The organism is Kribbella qitaiheensis, from assembly GCF_042657745.1.
Lineage (GTDB): Bacteria > Actinomycetota > Actinomycetes > Propionibacteriales > Kribbellaceae > Kribbella > Kribbella qitaiheensis.
Genome location: NZ_JBHSKE010000062.1, coordinates 1 through 20,241, shown reverse-complemented (window position 1 = coordinate 20,241; position 20,241 = coordinate 1). Strand labels below are relative to the sequence as shown.

General features: G+C 68.9%; 16 protein-coding genes. 9 read left to right on the top strand and 7 right to left on the bottom strand.

The features are described from left to right. Positions 1–38: 38 nt before the first annotated feature. Positions 39–1,313 (top strand): ROK family transcriptional regulator, encoded by a 1,275-nt coding sequence (locus ACFPJ1_RS35690; RefSeq protein WP_132197167.1) that lies wholly within the window; start codon positions 39–41, stop codon positions 1,311–1,313. Continuing rightward, a complete protein-coding gene (locus ACFPJ1_RS35685) occupies positions 1,310–1,870 on the top strand; it encodes a GNAT family N-acetyltransferase (RefSeq protein ID WP_380110721.1) in 561 nt (186 codons plus the stop codon). The genes ACFPJ1_RS35690 and ACFPJ1_RS35685 overlap by 4 nt, the downstream gene beginning before the upstream one ends. On the opposite strand, the gene ACFPJ1_RS35680 is transcribed toward ACFPJ1_RS35685, so the two are convergent. Further along, a complete protein-coding gene (locus ACFPJ1_RS35680) occupies positions 1,871–2,740 on the bottom strand; it encodes a sigma-70 family RNA polymerase sigma factor (RefSeq protein ID WP_380110720.1) in 870 nt (289 codons plus the stop codon). A 97-nt stretch (positions 2,741–2,837) separates the two neighbouring features. Beyond that, a complete protein-coding gene (locus ACFPJ1_RS35675) occupies positions 2,838–3,530 on the bottom strand; it encodes a DsbA family oxidoreductase (protein WP_380110719.1) in 693 nt (230 codons plus the stop codon). Between the two features lie 107 nt (positions 3,531–3,637). Here ACFPJ1_RS35675 and ACFPJ1_RS35670 point away from each other — a divergent pair, with 107 nt between their 5' ends. After that, positions 3,638–4,057 (top strand): winged helix-turn-helix transcriptional regulator, encoded by a 420-nt coding sequence (locus tag ACFPJ1_RS35670; protein ID WP_380110718.1) that lies wholly within the window; start codon positions 3,638–3,640, stop codon positions 4,055–4,057. A 1-nt stretch (position 4,058) separates the two neighbouring features. On the opposite strand, the gene ACFPJ1_RS35665 is transcribed toward ACFPJ1_RS35670, so the two are convergent. Next, the gene (locus tag ACFPJ1_RS35665) at positions 4,059–5,153 is read right to left on the bottom strand and encodes a Gfo/Idh/MocA family protein (protein WP_380110717.1); all 1,095 of its coding nucleotides are present in this window, start codon (positions 5,151–5,153) and stop codon (positions 4,059–4,061) included. A gap of 15 nt (positions 5,154–5,168) precedes the next feature. Next, entirely contained in the window at positions 5,169–9,047 is a 3,879-nt protein-coding gene (locus tag ACFPJ1_RS35660) for a glycosyl hydrolase family 28-related protein (RefSeq protein ID WP_380110716.1), read from the bottom strand. Between the two features lie 174 nt (positions 9,048–9,221). On the opposite strand from ACFPJ1_RS35660, the gene ACFPJ1_RS35655 reads away from it, so the two are divergent. The 3 genes from ACFPJ1_RS35655 (at position 9,222) to ACFPJ1_RS35645 (ending at position 12,425) form a co-directional block, all read left to right on the top strand. Next, the gene (locus tag ACFPJ1_RS35655; RefSeq protein ID WP_380110715.1) at positions 9,222–10,463 is read left to right on the top strand and encodes an erythromycin esterase family protein; all 1,242 of its coding nucleotides are present in this window, start codon (positions 9,222–9,224) and stop codon (positions 10,461–10,463) included. An 85-nt stretch (positions 10,464–10,548) separates the two neighbouring features. After that, positions 10,549–11,793 (top strand): sensor histidine kinase, encoded by a 1,245-nt coding sequence (locus tag ACFPJ1_RS35650; RefSeq protein ID WP_380110714.1) that lies wholly within the window; start codon positions 10,549–10,551, stop codon positions 11,791–11,793. A 14-nt stretch (positions 11,794–11,807) separates the two neighbouring features. Continuing rightward, entirely contained in the window at positions 11,808–12,425 is a 618-nt protein-coding gene (locus ACFPJ1_RS35645) for a LuxR C-terminal-related transcriptional regulator (RefSeq protein ID WP_465261102.1), read from the top strand. A 40-nt stretch (positions 12,426–12,465) separates the two neighbouring features. Here ACFPJ1_RS35645 and ACFPJ1_RS35640 read toward each other — a convergent pair whose 3' ends face one another. The 3 genes from ACFPJ1_RS35640 to pepN all read right to left on the bottom strand — a co-directional run bounded on the left by ACFPJ1_RS35640 (position 12,466) and on the right by pepN (position 17,436). Then, positions 12,466–12,912: a hypothetical protein gene (locus ACFPJ1_RS35640; RefSeq protein ID WP_380110712.1), complete on the bottom strand. Its 447-nt coding sequence runs from the start codon at positions 12,910–12,912 to the stop codon at positions 12,466–12,468. 336 nt (positions 12,913–13,248) lie between these two features. Continuing rightward, a complete protein-coding gene (gene sepH, locus ACFPJ1_RS35635) occupies positions 13,249–14,775 on the bottom strand; it encodes a septation protein SepH (RefSeq protein WP_380110711.1) in 1,527 nt (508 codons plus the stop codon). A 201-nt stretch (positions 14,776–14,976) separates the two neighbouring features. Continuing rightward, positions 14,977–17,436 (bottom strand): aminopeptidase N, encoded by a 2,460-nt coding sequence (pepN, locus tag ACFPJ1_RS35630; RefSeq protein WP_380110710.1) that lies wholly within the window; start codon positions 17,434–17,436, stop codon positions 14,977–14,979. Between the two features lie 58 nt (positions 17,437–17,494). Between pepN and ACFPJ1_RS35625 the strand changes: the two genes are divergently transcribed. The 3 genes from ACFPJ1_RS35625 to ACFPJ1_RS35615 all read left to right on the top strand — a co-directional run bounded on the left by ACFPJ1_RS35625 (position 17,495) and on the right by ACFPJ1_RS35615 (position 19,992). Next, positions 17,495–18,439, top strand: a complete 945-nt coding sequence (locus tag ACFPJ1_RS35625; protein WP_380110709.1) for an aldo/keto reductase — start codon at positions 17,495–17,497, stop codon at positions 18,437–18,439. Continuing rightward, positions 18,436–19,203, top strand: coding sequence for a YaaA family protein (locus tag ACFPJ1_RS35620; protein ID WP_380110708.1), 768 nt, complete (start codon positions 18,436–18,438; stop codon positions 19,201–19,203). The genes ACFPJ1_RS35625 and ACFPJ1_RS35620 overlap by 4 nt, the downstream gene beginning before the upstream one ends. A gap of 357 nt (positions 19,204–19,560) precedes the next feature. After that, complete coding sequence (locus ACFPJ1_RS35615; RefSeq protein WP_380110707.1) at positions 19,561–19,992, top strand: HNH endonuclease family protein; 432 nt, start codon at positions 19,561–19,563, stop codon at positions 19,990–19,992. Positions 19,993–20,241: the final 249 nt, after the last annotated feature.

The following is a 20,241-nucleotide window of genomic DNA, read 5'->3' as shown; positions in this document are numbered from 1 at the left end:
TTTCGTCAACGGGGAAAGTAAGAACAGGGAGGTGGGCGATGGTCACGCCTGACAGTGACTCGGCGGTGCTCGACGAGCCGACGCGTTCGGGTGCGAACCAGTACGACCTGGGCTCCTTCAACGAGGCCGTGATCATCGAGACGATCCGCCTGGCCGGCATCATCAGCCGGACGGAGATCTCCCGGCGGACCGGGCTCACCCAGCAGTCGGTGTCACGCATCCTGCGGATCCTGCTCCAGCAGGGCCTCCTGGTCGAGGAGGCGCAGGAGCGCGCCGAGCGGCTTGGCAAGCCGCGCACGCCGGTCCGGCTGCGGTCGAACGCGGCGCACGCCGTCGGCATCCACATCGACCCCGAACTGCTCACCGTCGCGGTCGTCGACCTGGACGGCACGATCGTACGGCGCGAGACCGTCGACCTGGCCGCCGATCTGGACGCGGTACGGCTGGTCGATCTCGCCGCCGCCACAGTCACCGCGGCCCTGAGCATCAGCCAGGTGGATGCCGCGTCGATGCTCGGCGTCGGCGTCGCGGTACCGGGGCCGATCAATGCCGACGGCACCCTTCTCGACCTGCCGCTGCAGCCGGCCTGGCGTGGTCTGGAGATCCGTCAACTGCTGCAGCAGAAGCTCAACCACCCGGTGCTGGTCGAGAAGGACGGCACGGCCGCCGCGATCGGTGAGCGGTGGATCGGCCGGTCGGCGCGCGCTCGCGACTTCGCCTACCTGTACCTCGGGACCGGCGTCGGCAGCGGGTTGATCCTGAACGGCTCGATCTACCGCGGCGGGACCGCGAATGCCGGCGAGTTCGGGCAGCTCTGCGCGTTGAAGATGGGGGAGTGGGACGAGCAGACCGGGCCGCGGATGATGGCCGAGTGCAACCCGACCGCCTCCCTGCCGGTCATCGCCGAGGGCTTCGGCTATGTGGAGACCGACAAGACCGCGACCGACGAGGCGAAACGGTACAAAGCCGTCTGCAAAGCCGCCGCGAGTGGTGACGAGGCAGCTCAACGGGCGGTCACCCAGGTCGCTTCGGTGATCGCACAGGGGGCCGTGGGACTGGTCGATCTGCTCGACATCGACCTGATCGTGCTGGGTGGGCCGGCGTTCGAGAAGGAGATCGCCGACGTGTTCCTCGCCGAGATCGATCGGGCGGTCAACTCCCACCCGATCGCGCGAGGCACCCGGACGGTCGCGGTGGAGGAGTCGATGCTGCAGGCCGACGCGGCCGCGGTCGGCGCCGCCTCGACGATCTTCCATGACGCCTTCACCCCTCGCGTAGGTGGATCGAGTCAGGCTCGTAGGCTGCCGAAGTGACTCTCGAACGCTCTCTCGCACCCGACGTCCTGCTCCGGGTGGCAACCTTGGACGACGCGGCAGGTTTTGCCGCCGCACAAGTGCGCAACCGTGACCACCTCGCACCGTGGGAACCGGTCCGCTCGGAAGCGTGGTTCACCGAGGCTGGTCAGAAGGAGCGGTTGCAGGCGCAGCTGGAGCGGTACAAGAACGGCCAGGTCGTGCCGTGGTTGATGATCTCGGGGGACCGCGTGGTCGGCGCGATGACGCTGACCGACATCGTGCCCGGCCCGTTCCGCAGTACCAGCCTCGGCTACTGGGTCGACGTGGAGCTGCTCGGTCGCGGGCTGGCTACCAAGGGGGTCCAGACGGTCGCCGAGCTCGCTGATACCGAGCTGCGGCTGCACCGGATCGAGGCGAGCACCCTGGTTGAGAACGTCGCCTCCCAGCGCGTGCTGGAGAAGTGCGGGTTCGTCCAGATCGGCAGCGCGGCGGACTACCTGCACATAGCCGGCGCCTGGCGCGACTGCCATCTCTTCCAGCGGATCCTCAACACCCGCGCCCCTGGTGAAGTCTGATCACAACCCCTGATCAAGCACCGTCAGCTCCAGGGTCTGCAGCCGCTCGAGGTCGTTGATGACCTCGATCTCGCGGATCTTCCGGCCGTCGATGGTGAAGCGGATCGCCCGCAGCAGCCGCCCAGCCGGAGCGACCAGGAAGCCGACCTTGCCGTCCACGAGGGCTGGGTACGCCGACGCGCCGGCCGCCGCGGAGACGCTGACAGCGCCACTTGCCACCGCGACTGCACCACGGATCTCGCGCGATACCCCGGCCTGGTCCGTGCGCACGACCACCTCGGGATCGAGCAGGGCGAGCAACGCCTCGAAGTCACCTCCGCGCGCGGCGGCCAGGAAGGCCTCGACCACCTCGCGCTGAACGACCTGGTCCGGCTCCACGACAGTGGTTCGCCCTTGCACCCGCCGGCGTGCCCGGCTGGCGAGCTGCCGCGCCGCGGCCGGAGTACGGTCGACGATCGGTGCGATCTCCTCGAACGGCACCGCGAACAGGTCGTGCAGCACGAACGCGAGACGCTCGGGCGGGGTCAGGGTCTCCAGTACTACGAGCAAGGCTGCGCCGACCGAGTCCGCAAGCAGCACCTCACGCTCCGGGTCGACCGGGCTGAGGACGGGCGGCGCCTCCTCGAGAGGCTCCTCGCTACGGTACCGCCGGCTCTGCAACTGGCTGAGGCAGATCCGGGCGACGACCGTGGTCAGCCAGCCGCCGAGGTTGTCGATCTCGGTCGCGTCGGAGCGGTTGAGCCGGAGCCACGCCTCCTGGACCGCGTCGTCGGCCTCGGCGGCCGAGCCGAGCATCCGGTAGGCGACGGCCCGTAGATGCGCACGCTTCTCCTCGAACCGCTCCGCCAGCCAGACACTTTCGTCGATCATCGCCATCCTCCGCGTTTGTCGGTCACTTGTCTGACTGACAGAACGGGGAAGATGTGACATGCCTCAGGCAGGTGATTCGCTGCTTTGACCGATCGGCCTAGGTGAATGTGACCGCACAACCGTCCGGGCCGCAGACGCCCTCGGCGCCGCCGATGACGGAGAGCTTGGGAGTGTGCTCGGCCCAGGCCTTCGTGACTGCCGCCATCAGGTCATCAGTGCCGATCGCGCCTGGGATCGCGTAGCGGTCGTCCAGCACGATGAACGGCATTCCCTGGGCGCCGAGGCGTTCGGCCTCCCGCTGGTCTGCCTGCACCTGGTCGCGATACCGCCGGCTGTCGAGGGCTTCGGCCGCTCCCTCGAGACCGACCTCGCCCGCGAACCGCAGTACGGCGTCAACCGTCCAGAGCGCGCGTGGTTCGCCGAAGTGGGCGCGGAACATGGCCGACCAGATCTCATTGCCGCGACCCTGGTCCGTCGCGTATGCGAGCAACTCGTGCGCGTAGTCCGTCGGTCCGAGCGTGCGGTCCAGAGCGTGGTAAGGCGTGAGTCCGTCGGCCTCGGCGGACTCCTCGATCCGGCGGATCGTGCGGACGCCGGCCTCGGTCGGCACCCCGGCCGCCGCGAACAGGTCGCGCTGGGTGATTCCCTCCCGTGGCAGGTCGGGATGCAGCTGGAAGGAACGGTGGACTATCTCCAGGTCGTGCTCGAACCGCTCCTGGACCTGGTGCAGCCGGTGGTCCATCAGCCCGCAGTACGGGCAGATGATGTCCGACCAGAACTCGATCTTCATGACGATGACCTCTCCAAAACTTACTTTGTGTTCGTAGCCCCATTGTGCGATAGTTTCGGAGGCGTACAAAAGGAACATTCATGTGCGTGGGGAGAGGTGGCACGGGTATGGCGGAGGTCCGGACGGCGCGGACGAATGTGCGCGCGAACGTCAAGCGGGTGCCGGGTCCGTGCTCGCACTGGGGCGACCTGGACGCCGACTTCATCCGGGAGGTGCTGGATCTGGTCGGCGACAAGTGGAGCGTGCTGATCATCGGGACTCTCGCCGACGGGCCGACCCGCTACTCGGAGTTGGCCGATGCCATCCCCGGCATCTCGCAACGGATGCTCACGCTCACCTTGAAGCAGTTGCGGCGGACGGGTCTGGTGGACCGGACCGCGTACGCCGAGGTGCCGCCGCGGGTCGAGTACTCGCTGACGGAGCTCGGCGGGTCACTCCTGTCCACCGTTCTCGCGCTGGCCGCCTGGTCCGCCGATCACCATGGGGAGATTCGCCGGCACCAGGCGACCTTCGACGCCGAGGGCTGAGTCAGGCCGGTGGGAGGCGGATGCCGCGGCTCACCTCGACGTCGTCGTACCGGCCCTCGAGCACGTCGATGAACTTGACCGGGCGTTGCAGGGTCGAGGCGATGTAGACCGCGCGGACGGTGGCGAGTGCCTCGATCGCGTCGTGCACGGTGATCCCGGGCTGCTCGCCGCTGTCGATGGCACTGAAGATGTCCTCGTACTGCGCGACGTGGCCACCCGGCTTCTCCGCCTCCACGGGCACCTTGTCTTTCGAGCCGTCCACGTTGAACCGCCGGAGCAGGTCGTCCTCGACCTCGGCACCTCCTTGCGTGCCGTGTACGGAGACCCGGGTGCGACCGCCGGGAAAGGCCGCCGTGGTCGCGTGGAGAGTGGCGACCGACCCGTTCTCGAAGGTCAGGGTGGCGACCACGGTGTCCTCGACCTCAATGGCGTGGTGCGCGGCGCGGAGGGCCTGCGCCTGGATGCTCACCGGGCGGCCCATGAACCACAGCAGCAGGTCGACGGTGTGCACGCCCTGGTTCATCAGCGCGCCACCTCCGTCCTGCGCCCAGGTGCCGCGCCAGCCGGCGGACGCGTAGTACTCGTCGCTGCGCCACCAGGCGACGGTCGCCACGGCCGAGGTGAGTTGGCCGAAACGCCCGTCCCGGATGGCTTGGGAGACGAGAGCGCTCCCCGGGTCGAACCGGTGCTGGCTGATCACCGAGGAGATCACACCGTGGTTCGCGGCCCGGGTGGCCGCCGCGCCGAGGCGGCGGGCCCGGATCAGGTCGACGTCGAGCGGCTTCTCGATGACGACATGCTTCTTCTCGTTCAGCGCCTGCTCGGCGAGGGCGGCGTGCGTGCCGCTCGGCGTGCAGATCGCGACGAGCGAGATGTCCGATCCCGACAGTGCCGCGGTCAGGTCGTCGTACACCTTCGGCTCCGGCTGCCCGGCCTCCTTCAGCCTGGCGGCCAGCGCCTCCCGGGCGGCGGCGTCACCGTCGACCAGGGCGGTCACGGTGGCGTCCGATCGCGCCGCGATGGTGTCGGCGTGGGTGCGCCCGATGATGCCGCAGCCCACGATGGCGACCTGGTGGTTGTTCGTCGAGTCAGACATCTCGCCCTTTCGTCGCTACTTCGCGGTGAAGTTCGCAGTCAGCACCTGGTCCGCGGTGACGGCGAAGGTGTACGACGCGTCGGCCGAAACCACCTCGCCGTTCACGGTCCAGTTCTGGAAAACGCTATCCGATCCAGGCGTGGCCGTCACGGTCACCTGCGCGCCGACTTCGTACGTGCCGGGTTCGGACTCGTTCCCCGCGATCTTCACCGTGCCGTTGCCGCCTGCCGTCACGGAGACGCTGCGCTGGACGACGTTGATCACCATCACGTTGTACAGGGTGACCGGCCCGGTGCTGGTGGCGCCGTTGTAGCGGGCCAGGTTGGTCGCCTCGACGTCGCCCTTGACCACCTTGACGGTGAAGCCGCCTTCGCCGAGGTTGTCGGTGCCCAGGTTGAAGGCGTCGACCTGGCCATCGTTGACCACCAGCCCGTCGTGGAAGCCGTAGGCGAAGACGTTGAACAGAGTCAGCCCAGTGGCCCCGTCGACGGTGACGATCTTGGCGGTCTTGCGCATGTACTTGTCGATCACGAGCTCGAAGATGCTGCCCTCGTTCATCCAGTTCGGCTGCTGGTAGCCGACCCGGGTGACCGCGTTGCCGTTGGACAGCACGCCCTCGATCCGCCCACCGGTACTGCGGCCGACGGCGATCGCGTGGTCGAAGAAGGCGCCGGCCACCTTCCGGACGATGGAGCCGTCGTTGCGGTAGGTGGTCAGGTCGATCCCGTTCCAGGCGTTCGGGAAGCCCGCGTTGATCACGTAGGTCTGCGCGCCCTTGCCGCGAACGGCGTACGGATAGGCGACGACACCTTCGGCGGATCCGGGGTTGTTCTCCGGGTAGAACACCCGCAGGCCGCGGAGCCCGGCCTTCTTGCCGTCGAGCGTCACGAGCGCCGTGGCGGTGTCAGGTGCAGTGGTGGCTCGTCCCTCGAACGCCTGGAGCACGGTGCCGCCGCTCGCGCCGCCCTGATCGCGGTTCGGTACTGCGGACGCGCCGCGCAGCTCGACGTTCGTGGGGACCCGGAGGTGGCTGGTGATCCGATACCACCCGGCGGGCAGGTAGACGATGCCGCCGCCGGCGCGGCCAGCCTCGTCGAGCACCTTCTGGATCGAGCCCGTCGCGTCAGCCGCGGGGAGATACCCGACGCCATGCGGCGCTGTCGCGACGTACAAGGCCTTCCGGGCCGGAGCGGGTAGCGGTTGCTGGGTGTAGGTCGGTGCCGCGCCGGACATCCGGTGGACGATGCCGGAGAGCGCTCCCTGGAGCTCTGTGCCGGTGATCTTCACATAGCCGCGTGAGTTGTTCTCGATCGCGGCCGCGCTGCCCTCCATCCGGCCGCCGGCCAGCGTCATACCCCACCGGTCGTCCATCACGTCGACCTTGAGAGCGACGTCGGTACGGCGTACGTCGGGCTGCAGGAAGCTGCCGGTGAACTGGGCCCGCTGACCCGCCACCACGTGGATGCCGACCTTGTAGTCGGAGAGCGTGATCTTGTGGAACTGGTCCCACTCGAGGTCGCCGAGCACGAGCCCGGTGCCGTTGGCGCGGGTCCACCCGTCGAGCGCCGCACGGGCCGGCGGCCGGTAGGTGCTCGGGGCCGAGGCCCAGTAGCTGTTGCTGAAGGTCACGTTCTCCCAGGTGCCGACGTCGGCGCCGTTGTAGGCCCGGGCGCCCTCGAAGAGAGCGGTACCCCGGATGTTCCGGATCGTCGACGACTCGTGCACCTGGCCGGAGCTCGGCGCGGAACCCCGGTCGTTCGGCATCGTGCTGATCCCGATACCGCGGTACGAGTTGAGCATCGTGATGTCGGAGACGGTGGCCATCATGTAGTTCTCGTTGCCGATCCAGGCGCCGCCGGGGATCTCGAAGGTGTAGTTGTAGGGGATCGGCTGGGTCGCGCTCTGCCGCGGGTAGTAGGTGGTCACGCCGATCACTCCGGCGGAACCGCCGATCCGGAACAGAGACGGCCCGTCGTTGCCCGAGGCAAGGTCGGCGATCACGACGGTGCCGTAGTCGCTGTGGTTCTTGCCTGCATCGGTCGTGTCCGGGTCACGACGGTCGCCGCGGAGGGTGCAGAAGGCATGCACCTCGATGGTGTCCTTGACCAGGTACTTACCGGCCGGGAGCCAGACCGTTCCACCGCCCGCGTCCTGGCACGCGTAGACCGCGTTCTGGATCGCCTTGGTGGAGTCCTCCCGCCCGCTGCGGTCAGCGCCGTACGTGGTGGCGTCGAAGTCCGCGACGGCACCGTCCTCGGTCGGGTTCACCGTGCTGACCAAGGTCGGGTTCGGCGTGACGACCGGGGACTCGCGGAGCTCGAGCTCCTTGACGACGAAGGTGTCGGCGCCGGTCATCGCCACCCTCACGTACCGCGACCTGGTGGTGGCGAAGCGAGTCTTACTGACCTGGTTGGCGCCGGGTGACCCGATCCGGCCGACCGCGGTGAAGTTGCGGCCGTCGTTGGACACTTGGACGGTGTAGTCGGGGGATGAGGTCTGGCCCCACTCCACCCGGACGTCGTTCACCGAGTGCGGCTTCTTCAGGTCGACCTGCAGCCAGGAATCGCCCGCGCCACTCGTCCACGCACTCTCGTGATCACCGTCGTTCGACTTGGCGGCGTCGCTCCCGCCGCTGGCGCTCGCAGTACCGGCGGTGGCGAAGTTGGTGTCGACCACGGACGCGGTGAACGCGTCGAGCTTCGACTGCAGCGTGGTGAGAGCCGCCTTGACCTGGACGTCCGTCACGCCCGGAGTCGCCGCGACTGCTCGGGCGTCCTCGATCGCCTGGAGGAAGCTCGCCCTGCTGCCGGCCGGGAACTGGCCGTCCCGCGTTCCCTCACGAGCCGCCTTCTGCACCCGCGCGGCCTCGTCGATCAGGTCGACCAGGCCTTCCGTCACGTCGAGGACCGTGGCCACCTTGGCGACCCGGACGGCCGCGACCTTGAGGTCGGCCGTGCCGTTGCCGATGTGGATCCGGAAGTCCGAGCCGTTCGAGCGGTTCGTCATCACCGCGTCGTTCAGCGCGAACGTGTACGTCTTCCACGTCTTGGTGTCGCCGTAGCTGACCACCTCGGAGTTCTTGAACTTCTCCGGGATCGTCTCGCCGGGAGAGTCGTAGTGCAGGCCGAACTGGCCGTTCCCCTCGTCGAAGTAGTCGACGCTGACGAGCACCAGGCTCCGGTTGTCGTACAGGTAGGTGTCGGACACGTTCATGTACATGAAGTTGGTGCCCGGCGCCGGCGCCGTCCGGTCGGTCTGCCAGTACGGCCGCCCGTCCTGTACTCCGGTGACGAGGTTTTCGGGGCGGTCGCCGGCCCGCGGGCTGATGCCGCTCTGGACCGGGTTCGCGCCGAGGTCGACGGATGCGCCCGCAGTACTGATGCGCAGTCCGGCGACGGTGATGTCGGCGCTGCCGGACAGGCGCAGATCCGCGCCGCCCAGGCGGTCGGTGAACCCGATGTCCGCCAGCGCGAAGGTCCCGGTCTGCCACAGGCCGGTGTTCTTCAGCTGCACGTCATCGGCTCGCGCGGCGGGATCGGCGGCCGCGTCGTACTGGAGCTTGAGCGTGCCCGTGCCGCTGTCGAGGTAGGTCACCGTGACCACGACGTCGTCGGTGCTCAGCTCCTCGACGTAGTCCCGGTCCACGTCGAACGAGAGGAAGTCGGTGTTCGCCGCCTGGTTGGTACGCCAGTATGTGCGGCCCTGCTCGGTGCCGGTCTGCAGTCCGGCCTGGTCTTCGCCAGCGGCCGGCTGGACGCCGAGAGTGGTGGGTGTCGGGCCGAGATCGGCGCCGACGCCGCTCGGATACATGGTGGCCGCGTGAGCTGCCGGAGCGGCGAGTACGCCGGTCAGCAGCAAGGCGGGAAGTAATCCCGCCAGCAGGCGTCGGGTCATTCGGGGGACCTCCAGGTGGCGGGCCGGAAGCAAGCGAGGGACCGCTGGGACGGCAGCCGGACGTGATCTGCCGCACACACAGCGGTAACGTGCGTGTAAGTTAAACCATGCGTGTTACTTATTCAAGAGCGTGGTGATCGCGGCATGACTCGGCCGCCTGGATAGGCTCACCCGGTGGCGAATGAAGGCTCGGCCGAGGTGCGGAACTGGTTGTCGGAGCACGCGTGGCCGTTGGCGGGGGTGGTCGCCGGAGCTCCGGTCGACGATCTCCGTCCGCTGGGGAAGGTGCTCGACGGAGTACGGGTGGTCGGGCTGGGGGAGGCGACCCACGGGACGAGGGAGTTCTTCCAGCTGAAGCACCGGCTGTTCGAGTATCTGGTGACCGAGCTCGGGTTCTCGATGCTCGTGATGGAGGCGAGCGAGTCCGCCGCGCCCGCGGTCGACGCGTACGTCCGTCACGGGATCGGCGACGCGGCGAGTGTCGTCGGCGGCCTGGGGTTCTGGACCTGGCGGACCGAGGAGGTCGTCGCGCTGGTCGAGTGGATGCGCTCCTACAACGAAGGCCGCCCGGCCGCCGAGCAGGTGGGATTCGCCGGCATCGATCCGCAGCGGTGCTCGATCTCGGTCGACCTGGTGAGAGCCGCGCTCGCCGACGCTGACTGGCTCGAGGAGTTCGACGCGAAGCTCGGCGTACTGCGTGACTCGTCGCCCGGGTCCGCACCGGATCCGGATCGGCAGGTGGTCCGGGACGCGGAGAAGTTGCTGGGATTCCTGCAGGGCGAGGGAGCCTCGGCGGAGGTCCTGTCGCACGCGGAGATCTTGGTGCGGGCTGCCGAACTGGTCGCTCGGCCACGTCAGCACGACAACCCGTCCGAGACAGTGTTCGCCGCGCGCGACGCATTCATGGCCGGCGCCGTCGGCCGGTTGATCGGTGACGACCCGTCCAAGCGCGTGGTGGTGTGGGCACACAACGGGCACCTGGCAACCAGCCGCGAGACCGCGGAGCTCCACCCGATGGGGTGGCACCTCCGGAAACGGTTCGGATCGGAGTACTACGCGCTGGCACTTGTCTTCGGCTCGGGCTTCTTCCGGGCGCAGAGGCTGTGGCCCGGTCCGTGGCCGGGCAAGCTGGACGGGCCGGTCGTCGCGAACGAGATCGAGCGCGGCGGCTTCAACTCGCTCGAAGGTCAGCTCGCCGCGGCCAACGCCGGCGACCACCTGCTCGACCTCCGCAGTACGACAGGCGCACCCGCGGCGGTCCGGCAGTGGCTCGAGGAACCGCACGTCTTCCGCAGCTACGGCGCCTTCGTCTCCCGCTGGACCTACAAGATGCAGTTCGCGCCCACCCACCTGACCCAGGAATACGACGGCCTCGCCTACATCGCGACCTCAACCCCCTCCCGCCCACTGGAGTAGGGGTGGGCGGCCGGTGTGGTGGGGCTAGGCCTACTTCGGCGCTGATCTGGCCAGTCGTGGGCATCAGGCGATGCAGAGTGGAGACATGCGACAAGCGACTTCGTGGGTGATGAGTGCCGGTGTGGGGTTCGTCCGGGCGTGCGTGCTGGTGGTCGTCAGCATGCTGGTGCCGGTCTTGTGGGCCGCGGCTGTGGTACTGGCGGTCTGGTGGGACTCGAACCCGTGGTCGTGGATCCCGTTGTTCGTACTGGCGGCTGTCGGCACTTTTGCCCTGTCGCGTCCGGTCTGCCGGTTCTTCCGCTTCCTCGTCGCGAGGTGGACCGGCACCGTCATCCCGCCCGGGTACCTGCAGGCCGCGCCGGTCGTTCAGTTGTCTACCGGGTTCTGGTGGAACGGCACCTCCTACTCGCGTACCAGCAAGGAAGCTCGGGAGGACCAGGAGTTGCGGCTCCGGTGGCGCGATCCAGCGACCTGGCGGGACCTGCGATTCATGGGGATCGCCGCGATCGCCGTGGGTGTGCCCGCAACCATCCCGCCGGCCGGTATCGCGGTGGCGGTCCTCGGGTTCAGCCGATCGACGCTCTCCCTGGTTCTGCTCGGCCTGGTCGTGGCCATCGCCACCGCCCCTTACGGCTGGCGGACCGCCGAGCCGGTCGTCGTCCGCTTCCTGGGCGCGTCGGCTGCGGTGCTCGCGGACCGGGTGGGTGAGTTGACGGCGCAGCGCGCGGACACGACGATCGCGCAGGCTGCCGAGATCCGCCGGATCGAGCGGGACCTGCACGACGGAGCGCAGGCCCGCCTGGTCGCACTCGGGCTCTCCTTGGCGACTGCCGAGAAGCTGATGGAGACCGACCCCGGGCAGGCCAGGGCGTTACTCCGAGACGCGCGAGCCGGAGCCGCCACGTCGTTGACCGAGCTACGTGAACTGGTGAAGGGAATCAGCCCTCCGGTACTGAATGAGCGAGGGCTCGTCGACGCCGTCCGCGCACTTGCCCTGGACAGCCCGCTCGACGTGACGATCGACGCCGACGTCCAGCTACACCTGGACCCGCCGATCGAGTCCGCCCTGTACTTCGGAGTCGCCGAGCTGGTGACCAACGTCGTCAAGCACGCCCGGGCGACCCGAGCACGGATCTCCATCGTCCGTGACGACGCCGACATCGTGGTCGAGGTCGAGGACAGCGGCCGGGGTGGGGCCGAGGCGCCGGCCGACGGTGGTCTCGCAGGGCTGCGCCGCCGCCTCGCGGTCTTCGACGGCACCCTGGAGGTCACCAGCCCGGTCGGTGGCCCGACCCGTGTGAAGATGGTGGTGCCATGCGAATCGTCGTAGCCGAGGACCTGTACTTGCTGCGCGACGGCATGGTCCGCCTCATCGAGGCTTACGGACACGAGGTGGTGGCGACGGCGACCACCGGACCCGAGACGCTCGAGGCGCTGCTGAAGTGGCGGCCGGATGTCTCCATCGTCGACGTCCGGATGCCGCCGACTCAGTCGGATGAGGGCCTGCGTGCGGCTCTGGCTGCCCGTGGCGAACTGCCCGGCCTGCCGATCCTGATCCTTTCCCAGCATGTCGAACAGTTGTATGCCCGCGAACTCCTCGCCGACGGGGCCGGTGCCATCGGCTATCTGCTGAAGGACAGCGTGTTCGATGCCGATCAGTTCATCGATGCGCTGGAACGCGTCGCCGCCGGCGGGACCGCCATGGATCCGGCCGTGATCGCCAAGCTGCTCTCCAGCGGGCCGTCGAACCGGCGACTCGAACGGCTCACCGAGCGCGAACACGACGTGCTCAGCCTGATGGCCGAAGGCTTGTCGAATCAGGCCATCGGCGGGCGGCTCTTCCTGAGCGAGAGCGCCATCAGCAAGCACACCACCTCTCTGTTCGGGAAGCTCGGCATCACCGATGACGACAACAACAACCGTCGCGTCCTGGCTGTCCTTGCTTACCTGAACGGCGTCTGACGAGCCTTCACCGCGCGATGGTGATCGCGGACGGCTGAGGTCAGGCGACGCCGACGAGGCTGCGGGTCTCCTCGGTCGCAGCGGCTGCGGCCTCGGTGGTGGTTGCCGTCAGTTCGTTGAGCAGGGTGAAGAAGTGGGTGGAGGCGTCGGGGAGGCGGAGGGCGCCGGCCTCGTGGTGCTGCCAGCCGAAGAGGAGCTCGCCGTCGAGAACGCGCTCGGCCACCGGTACGGCGTACTTGCTGAGCGTGACGCGGTTCGGGCCGGTCCGCGGGTGGTGGTCGCCGCAGCCGCACTCGGCGGCGATCACGATCGAGGTCAGCGCGTCAGGGGAGTACTGCCGCAGGCGCAGCGTGGTGCCGCGGGCGGTGAAGCGCGCGATCGTTGCGTCAGGCAACTGAACGAGGAGCTCGACCGGGACGGCGTGGGAGCTGGGCAGCAGGCGCAGCCCACGGGACGCGAGCAGGTCGGCGAAAGCAGAGAGGTTCATTGTGGCGAATCCGGAATCCTGTGTGTGCTGGTGTCGGCGGGCGGGCCTGGGATGGACAGGGCCTCGTGCGCCGAGACGGCGCGCGTCAGCTACAACAGCAGCGACAACACAGCGAGATACGCATGCGGAAGATGATGGCAGAGACCTCCCGCGCTGCCAAACACCGACCGCGATCTGAGACAACTGTCCGTGACGCGTCAACAGCCCCGTGCTACGTGGCTTCGTGAGCCCAGCCCGGGTGCCGTCGGTGAGCGGTTGCCCTCCCGGTACGCACCACGAACAGCACTGCCCGGCCTGCTGCTGGTGCGGCAGGCCGGGCAGTGGGTGCTCAGGTGATCAGTCGGCTTTCTTGCCGAACATGATCTCGTCCCAGCTGGGGACACTGGCGCGCTTGCTGGCCCGCTTGGCGGGCTTCTTCTTCGGCTCGGCAGCTGCCTCGGCCGCTTGCTCCGTCGCTTCCGCGGCCGCAGGCTCCTCGGCCGGGGTCTCCTCCGGACGGGCATCGCGACGCGGGTCGGCAGGCTTCGGTGCGAACTGGCGCGGATCTGCCGGACGGGGTGCGTCCCGCCTCGGATCGGTCGGCTTGGGAGCGCTCGGCAGAGCCTCAGCCTGACGCGCCTCAGCACCACGGTCCTCAGCACCACGAGCCTCAGCGCTACGAGCCTCAGCGCCGCGCGCTTCGGCTTTTCGCGCGTCGGCACCACGAGGTTCGCTGGAGCGTGCGGTCTCGCGCGGCTCCGGTGTGCGGGTCGGCTGCGAGGGCATGCGGCGCTCGGTGAAACGGTTCTCCGGTGCGGCAGCACGCTCCTCGGGCGGCGCACCTGCCGAGGCTTCCACCGGCAGCTGAGCCGGCCGCTCAACAGCCCGTACTGCGGGCCGAATCGCCGGCGGCTGCTCCACCGGTACGTCGATCAGCGTCGGCTCTTCGTCCGGACTCGGCACCGAGTGCACCCGGCGCGGCCCGCTGTCCCGCGACGCGTCACGACCATCCCGCGCCGACTCCCGCCCGTACTCACGTCCATGATCACGACCCGAGTCACGACCGGAGCCGCGGCCCGACTCACGTGCGAAGCCGCCGCCGGTTTCGGGAGCCTCCCGGCCGTACCCACGACCGGTGTCGCGGTTCGCGTCGCGATCTGCCTGCTGGCCGCGACCACGCGGGAGGCTGATGGTGTCCTCGAAGCCGGCCTCGTAGCTGTCCGCCCCGTGGTCCGGCGCCAGGCTGAGATCGAAGTCGGCCACCGCGGTCAGGCGGCGCTCGCTCGGCGGGGCGATCACCTGGACCTGCTCGCCGACGAGCCACCGCGCCTCGTCGTCGTCCGGTACCGCGTACCGCCCTGGGGCGTCGTACGCGAACATCGCGACCTTCTCGTCGTTCTCCTCGGCGAAGTAGGAGACGCGGACGGCCCAGCGGCCGTCGTCACGACGCCAGGCGTCCCACTCGGCCGAAGCCGGGTCGACGTGGCGGATCCGGAGGCGCTCGGTCACCCAGGCGCCGAGGTTGCGGGTCGGGGCGTCGCCGCCACCACGACGGCGGACGGACGCGCGCTGGGCGAGGCTCGCGACGTGGTCGCGCTCGGCCAGCACCGGACCGGCGAACGCCATCACGCGTTCCATCGGCATCTGGGCGACGGCAGCAACCGCCTCGGGACTTTCGCCGGCTCGGATCCGAGCCTGGATGTCTCGTGGGCGGAGCGCGCTCTCCATTTGAATCTCCAGCTGGCCGAGTCGGGCACGGTCGCCGCGCAGGGCCGCACGCAACCGGTCGTCGACCGGGATGGCGAACTCCTCACCCGTCTCTGCCATCGCCAGGATGATTTGCTTGCCATCCTGGCTCAGGCCAACGAGCCTCGCCTCGCGCATTGCCTTTGTTCTCCTGTGCGGTTCTCGACAGTCTCTCCCGATACGTGCGCCTCGACCAAGACCGGCGCGCCGTGCCCGGCGGTCATTGTGGAGGTTACGTCACAAAACCCCATCTTGCCTGCTCAGAAGGGTCCTTGTCGTCACACCAGTCACATTAGTCACAACCCGGTGTGACGGCGACTTCGAGGCCCTCGAGACCGGTCAGTTCCCGCCGTACGCGGCCCGGATCGCGAGGGCTCGCTTGAGGTCGTCGGCACGGTCGCCGACCGAGCGCCGGATCCCGGCCGAGACCGACTCGTCGGCGACAAGGTCGGCTGCGAACCGGGTCACCTGCTCGTCGATGTCGTAGACCGGGAAGGCCAGCGCCGCACTCTGGGCGACCACCCAGCCGGTGCGGAGCTTCTCGGTCCCGGCGATCTCGTCGAAGAACCGCTGCACGTACGGCGCGGTCAGCTCGACCTGGGTGGGATGCCAGAAGCCCTCGCAGGCGGCGTACAGCTCATAGTTCGCGAGGTCCTCGTCCGTCATGATCTGGGCCCAGGCGCGTTCCTTGGCCTCGGCGGTCGGCAGGGCCGCCCGGCAGCGGGTCGCGTGCACGATCCCCTCGGAGGAGTTGTCCCGCTCGAGCTCCGCGTCGATCTCGGCATCGCCGATCGCGCCGAGGCGAGCCAGCCGCAAGGTCATCAGCCAACGCAGGTCCGCGTCGATCGCGAGACCTTCCGGTACGTCGGCGCCGGCGAGCCAGCCCTTCAGCAGCTCCGCGTCGTCGGTCAGCCGGACGACGCTCCGAGCCACCGCGAGCTGCAGGCTGGTCCCTGAGGGAGTAGACCCGAGGCGCTCGGTGACCACCGCGGCCAGCTGTCCGCGGTACGGCTCGTACGGCAGGTAGATCCCGAGCAGGTGGGTGTGCGCCCAGCCGACCATCGTCGCCACGGCGATGTCGCTGGTCTCGTGCGCCAGCGCCGCCCGCAGTACGTCGAAGCCGAGACGCGGGTCGAGCTCCCCGTCGGAGACCGAGTCGCGGATGCTGTTCAGGACAACCGCCCGGGTGACGCCGTCCTCGATCTTCGGCAGCACCACCGACAGCTTGGCGAGGCTGTCCGCGTCGAGCCGGATCTTGGCCCAGGTGTCGTCCGCGGCATCCGGTACGACGACAGCCACGGACGGGTCGAGCGTCACCTCGACCTCGTCGGCGTCGAGCAGCACCGGTACGGAGACGCCGTGCCCGGACTCGTCGTACCCGCCGACTGTGAGCTGGTGCGGCCGGACGGCCGGGTGGGCGACGGGTGCCTTGCGGCGGAGCTTGATCCCGGTCGCGGTCCGCTCGGCGCTGATCGTGTCGACGCCCGGAGTGCGCAGCCAGTTCTGGGCCCAGGCCTCGAGACCGACGGCGCCGGCCTCGGTCCACTTCGCGACCAGGTCGGCGAAGGTGGCGTTGCCGAACTCGTTCGAGGTGATGTGCGCGCGGACGCCGGCCAGGAACACGTCGTCACCGAGGTAGGCGGCCAGTTGCTTGAGCACGGCCGCGCCCTTGGCGTAGGAGATGCCGTCGAAGTCGTCGAGCGAGGCGAGCGCGTCCTTCACCGCGTCGGCCGCGATCGGGTGCGTCGACGAGCGCTGGTCGGCCTGCAGGCCCCACCACTTGCGGATGAAGGCGAAGTCGATCCAGTTGTCGGTGTACTTCGTCGCGGTCGTCGAGACCCGGTGGGCCATGTACTCCGCGAAGGACTCGTTCAGCCACAGGTCGTTCCACCACTGCATGGTCACGGTGTCGCCGAACCACTGGTGCGCCATCTCGTGCACCACGGTCCGGGCCCGGCTGCTGCGTTCACCGTCGGTCACGGCGGAGCGGAACACCATCGAGTCGCGGAACGTCACGCAGCCCGGGTTCTCCATCGCGCCGGCGTTGAACTCGGGCACGAACGCCTGGTGGTACTCGCCGAACGGGTAGCGGTACCCGAACAGCCGGTGGAACTCGTCGAACGCCTGACCGGTGACGGTGAAGAGGTCCTCTGCCTCCCGGTCGAGCGCCTCCTTCAGCGACTGCCGCGAGACCAGACCGAGCGGGATGCCGTCGTGCTCGCCGAGGATCTGGTGGTAGGGCCCGGCCACCAGCGTCACGAAGTACGTCGAGAGCGGCTTGGTCGCGGCCAGCTCCCAGCGGCCGGGGAAGACCTGGGTGGCGGCGCCGTTGCCGAGCACGATCCACTCCTGCGGCGTGGTCACGCTGACCTTGTACGGCGCCTTTAGGTCCGGCTGGTCGAAGCAGGCGAAGATCCGGGGCGCGGCGTCGAGGAAGGACATCGCATACAGGTAGGTCAGCCCGTCGGCGGCGTCCACGCTGCGGTGCAGGCCTTCGCCGTCGTTCGAGTACAGCATCGACGCGACCACGACCAGGTCGTTCTCCGCGGCCAGGCCGGTCAGCGGCAGCCGGCCGTCGTCGAGCGCGGCGACGTCGACGGGTGTCCCGTTCAGCGTGACGGAGACCAGCTCGTCGGGTCTCACGTCCAGGAAGGTGCTCTGCGCGGCGGCGGAGAAGACGATCCTGGTGGTCGACCCGAACGTCCGGTCGCCCCGGGTCAGGTCGAGGTCGACGTCGTACGAGTGGACGGTGAGCGCGGCTGCCCTGGTGCGGGCGCCATCGACGGTGAGGCTCGGCATGCCGTGCACTCTATGCGGTCGCTCAACGGTCCGGCAGAGGCATCGATACAGTTTGCCCATGACCGACATGGAGTACCGCCAGCTGGGCGACTCCGGCCTGACCGTGAGTGTGGTCGGGCTGGGTTGCAACAACTTCGGGGGCCGCATCGATGCGGACCGGGCGGACACCGTGGTGAACGCGGCGGTCGACGCCGGCATCACCTTGTTCGACACCGCCGACGTGTACCGCGGCGAGCAGGGATCGAGCGAGGAGATCCTCGGCCGGTCGCTCGGCAAGCGCCGCGACGAGGTGGTGATCGCGACCAAGTTCGGTGGCGACATGAAGGGCGACAACGGCCCGGACTGGGGCGTGCGCGGTTCCCGGCGGTACATCCGCAAGGCGGTCGAGTCGAGCCTTCGCCGGCTCGGCACGGACTGGATCGACCTCTACCAGCTGCACGTGCCGGACCCGGTCACGCCGATCGAGGAGACCCTGGCCGCCCTCTCCGAACTGGTTGCCGAGGGCAAGGTGCGGTACATCGGCAGCTCGCAGTTCGCCGGCTGGCAGGTGGTCGACGCCGACTGGGCCGCCCGGACCGCCGGGCTGGAGCACTTCATCAGCGCGCAGAACCGGTACTCGCTGCTCGAGCGTGAGGTCGAGGACGAGCTGATCCCGGCCTGCGAGCATCTCGGGATCGGCGTGCTGCCGTTCTTCCCGCTCGCCTCCGGCCTGCTCACCGGCAAGTACAAGCGCGACCAGGGCGCTCCCGAGGGCACCCGGCTGGCGAAGATGCCGGACTGGCTCGCCCGTGCCGACTTCGACAGGATCGAGGCGCTGGAGACGTTCGCGGCCGAGCGCGACCTGACCCTGCTGGATGTCGCGATCGGCGGCCTCGCGGCACAGCCCGCGGTCGCGTCGGTGATCGCGGGAGCCACCATGATCGAGCAGATCGAGCAGAACGTCGCGGCCGGTCTGTGGGAGCCGAGCGTGGAGGACCTGGCCGCTCTGGACGACCTGACGTGACGCTGATCCTGCTGCCGCCTTCCGAGGGCAAGACCGGCCGTTCCCGCGGCCGCGCGGTGGATCTGCCGTCCCTGTCGTTCCCCGAGCTCAACGGCGTCCGCGAGACCGTGCTCGACTCGCTTGCCAAGGTGAGCGCTTCAGCCGACGCGTACGACGTACTGGGCGTCGGGGTATCGCTCAAGGACGAGGTCGAGCGGAACACGCGCTGGCGGACCGAGCCGGCCGTGCCCGTCTCCGAGTTGTACTCCGGCGTGCTGTACGACGCCCTCGGGTACTCCACGTTGTCCGCGGGGACGAAGCGCCGGGCCGGTGCTCGGCTGCTCGTGGTGTCAGCCGCCTGGGGTGCTCTGCGAATGGCCGACCGCGTCCCGCCGTACCGGCTCTCGATGGGTACGACGTTGCCGGGGCATGGGCCGCTCGCCTCGGTCTGGCGTGATCCGCTCGCGGCTGCACTCGAAGGTGCCGCGGGGAAGTCGGTCATCGTCGACTGCCGGTCCTCGACCTACGCGGCGGCTTGGCGGCCTGCCGGAGCAAACGCGGCGAAGTGGGTGTCGGTCTCGGTGGTCCGCGAGCGCGGCGGTGTCCGCTCGGTCGTCTCCCACAACGCTAAGCACACTCGCGGTCTCGTCGCCCGCTATCTGCTGGAATCCGGCAAGGACCCCGGAACCCCGAAGGCTCTCCACAGACTGATCTCCGACCGGTGGAACGCCGAGCTCGACCGCACCGCCACCGGCTGGACCCTCACCGTGGTGGAACACGACTGACGACCTTCAGGGCTTCCGGATCGTCGGCTTCAGGGTCGTAGTTGGAAAGGACCATTCACCTCGGATTCATTGGTGAGTGGTTTTCCTGGGGACGATCACGGGGAAGGGTTGGAGCAGCGCAGTTCGTCAGGGGGGCACCGCCCAACTCGGAGGCCTGAAGATGCGTCGTCTACTCACGTGTTCCATCACCGCTGTCGCCGCGACGACAGCCTGGGTCGTCGGCGCCGGTCCGGCGCTGGCCTACCCGCCCGACCCGCCGCCGGCCAGTACTGCGCAGACGCAGCTGGCGAGTCTCGCCGTGCAGGCCGAAGGCTCCAGCACGGCTACAGCCGGGACAAGTTCCCGCACTGGCACACGGTGTCCGGCACCTGCGACACCCGGGACGAAGTACTGAAGCGCGACGGCACGGGCGTCACCGTCGACAGCAACTGCGAGCCGACCGCCGGTAAGTGGTACAGCGTGGACGACGCCACCTACATCACCGACGACTCCGCGGTCGACATCGACCACATCGTGCCGCTGTCCGAGGCCTGGAAGTCCGGCGCGAGCTCCTGGACCACCGCGAAGCGCGAGGAGTTCGCGAACAACCTGTCCATCGCGCAGTTGATCGCAGTTTCGGCCTCGAGCAACCGCTCCAAGGGCGACAAGGACCCCGCCTCCTGGAAGCCGACCAACACCTCGGTCCACTGCATCTACGCCCGCGAGTGGATCTGGGTGAAGTACACCTACCAGCTCAAGCTCCAGTCGACGGAGAAGACCGCACTCCAGCAGATGCTCGCGGCCTGCTGAGACCGCAAGCACTCGCGGCTGAAGTGGGCGAGATCGGCGTCGTCCTGCCTCGGCCGCGAGCCCGGCCGGGGAGTTGCCCTGCCCGGACGTTCGCGGTGTTCCTTAGCCCGGAGGGCCCGCGGGACCCCCCGAAACCGGCACCTTGTGCACCACCTGAGCAGATCCCGGCGACCCGGACGCCCAACTGGCGCACAAGGTGGGGCCTCGGACACCCAGTCGGGATCTCGGGAGCCTGTTGCTCTTTGGTTG

Coding starts and splice junctions, on each gene's coding strand:
- ACFPJ1_RS35690 (WP_132197167.1), top strand. CDS start 39: ATGGTCACGCCTGACAGTGACTCGGCGGTGCTCGACGAGCCGACGCGT.
- ACFPJ1_RS35660 (WP_380110716.1), bottom strand. CDS start 9,047: ATGACCCGACGCCTGCTGGCGGGATTACTTCCCGCCTTGCTGCTGACC.
- ACFPJ1_RS35650 (WP_380110714.1), top strand. CDS start 10,549: ATGCGACAAGCGACTTCGTGGGTGATGAGTGCCGGTGTGGGGTTCGTC.
- ACFPJ1_RS35675 (WP_380110719.1), bottom strand. CDS start 3,530: ATGAAGATCGAGTTCTGGTCGGACATCATCTGCCCGTACTGCGGGCTG.
- sepH (WP_380110711.1), bottom strand. CDS start 14,775: ATGCGCGAGGCGAGGCTCGTTGGCCTGAGCCAGGATGGCAAGCAAATC.
- ACFPJ1_RS35665 (WP_380110717.1), bottom strand. CDS start 5,153: ATGTCTGACTCGACGAACAACCACCAGGTCGCCATCGTGGGCTGCGGC.
- ACFPJ1_RS35680 (WP_380110720.1), bottom strand. CDS start 2,740: ATGATCGACGAAAGTGTCTGGCTGGCGGAGCGGTTCGAGGAGAAGCGT.
- pepN (WP_380110710.1), bottom strand. CDS start 17,436: ATGCCGAGCCTCACCGTCGATGGCGCCCGCACCAGGGCAGCCGCGCTC.
- ACFPJ1_RS35670 (WP_380110718.1), top strand. CDS start 3,638: ATGGCGGAGGTCCGGACGGCGCGGACGAATGTGCGCGCGAACGTCAAG.
- ACFPJ1_RS35625 (WP_380110709.1), top strand. CDS start 17,495: ATGACCGACATGGAGTACCGCCAGCTGGGCGACTCCGGCCTGACCGTG.
- ACFPJ1_RS35640 (WP_380110712.1), bottom strand. CDS start 12,912: ATGAACCTCTCTGCTTTCGCCGACCTGCTCGCGTCCCGTGGGCTGCGC.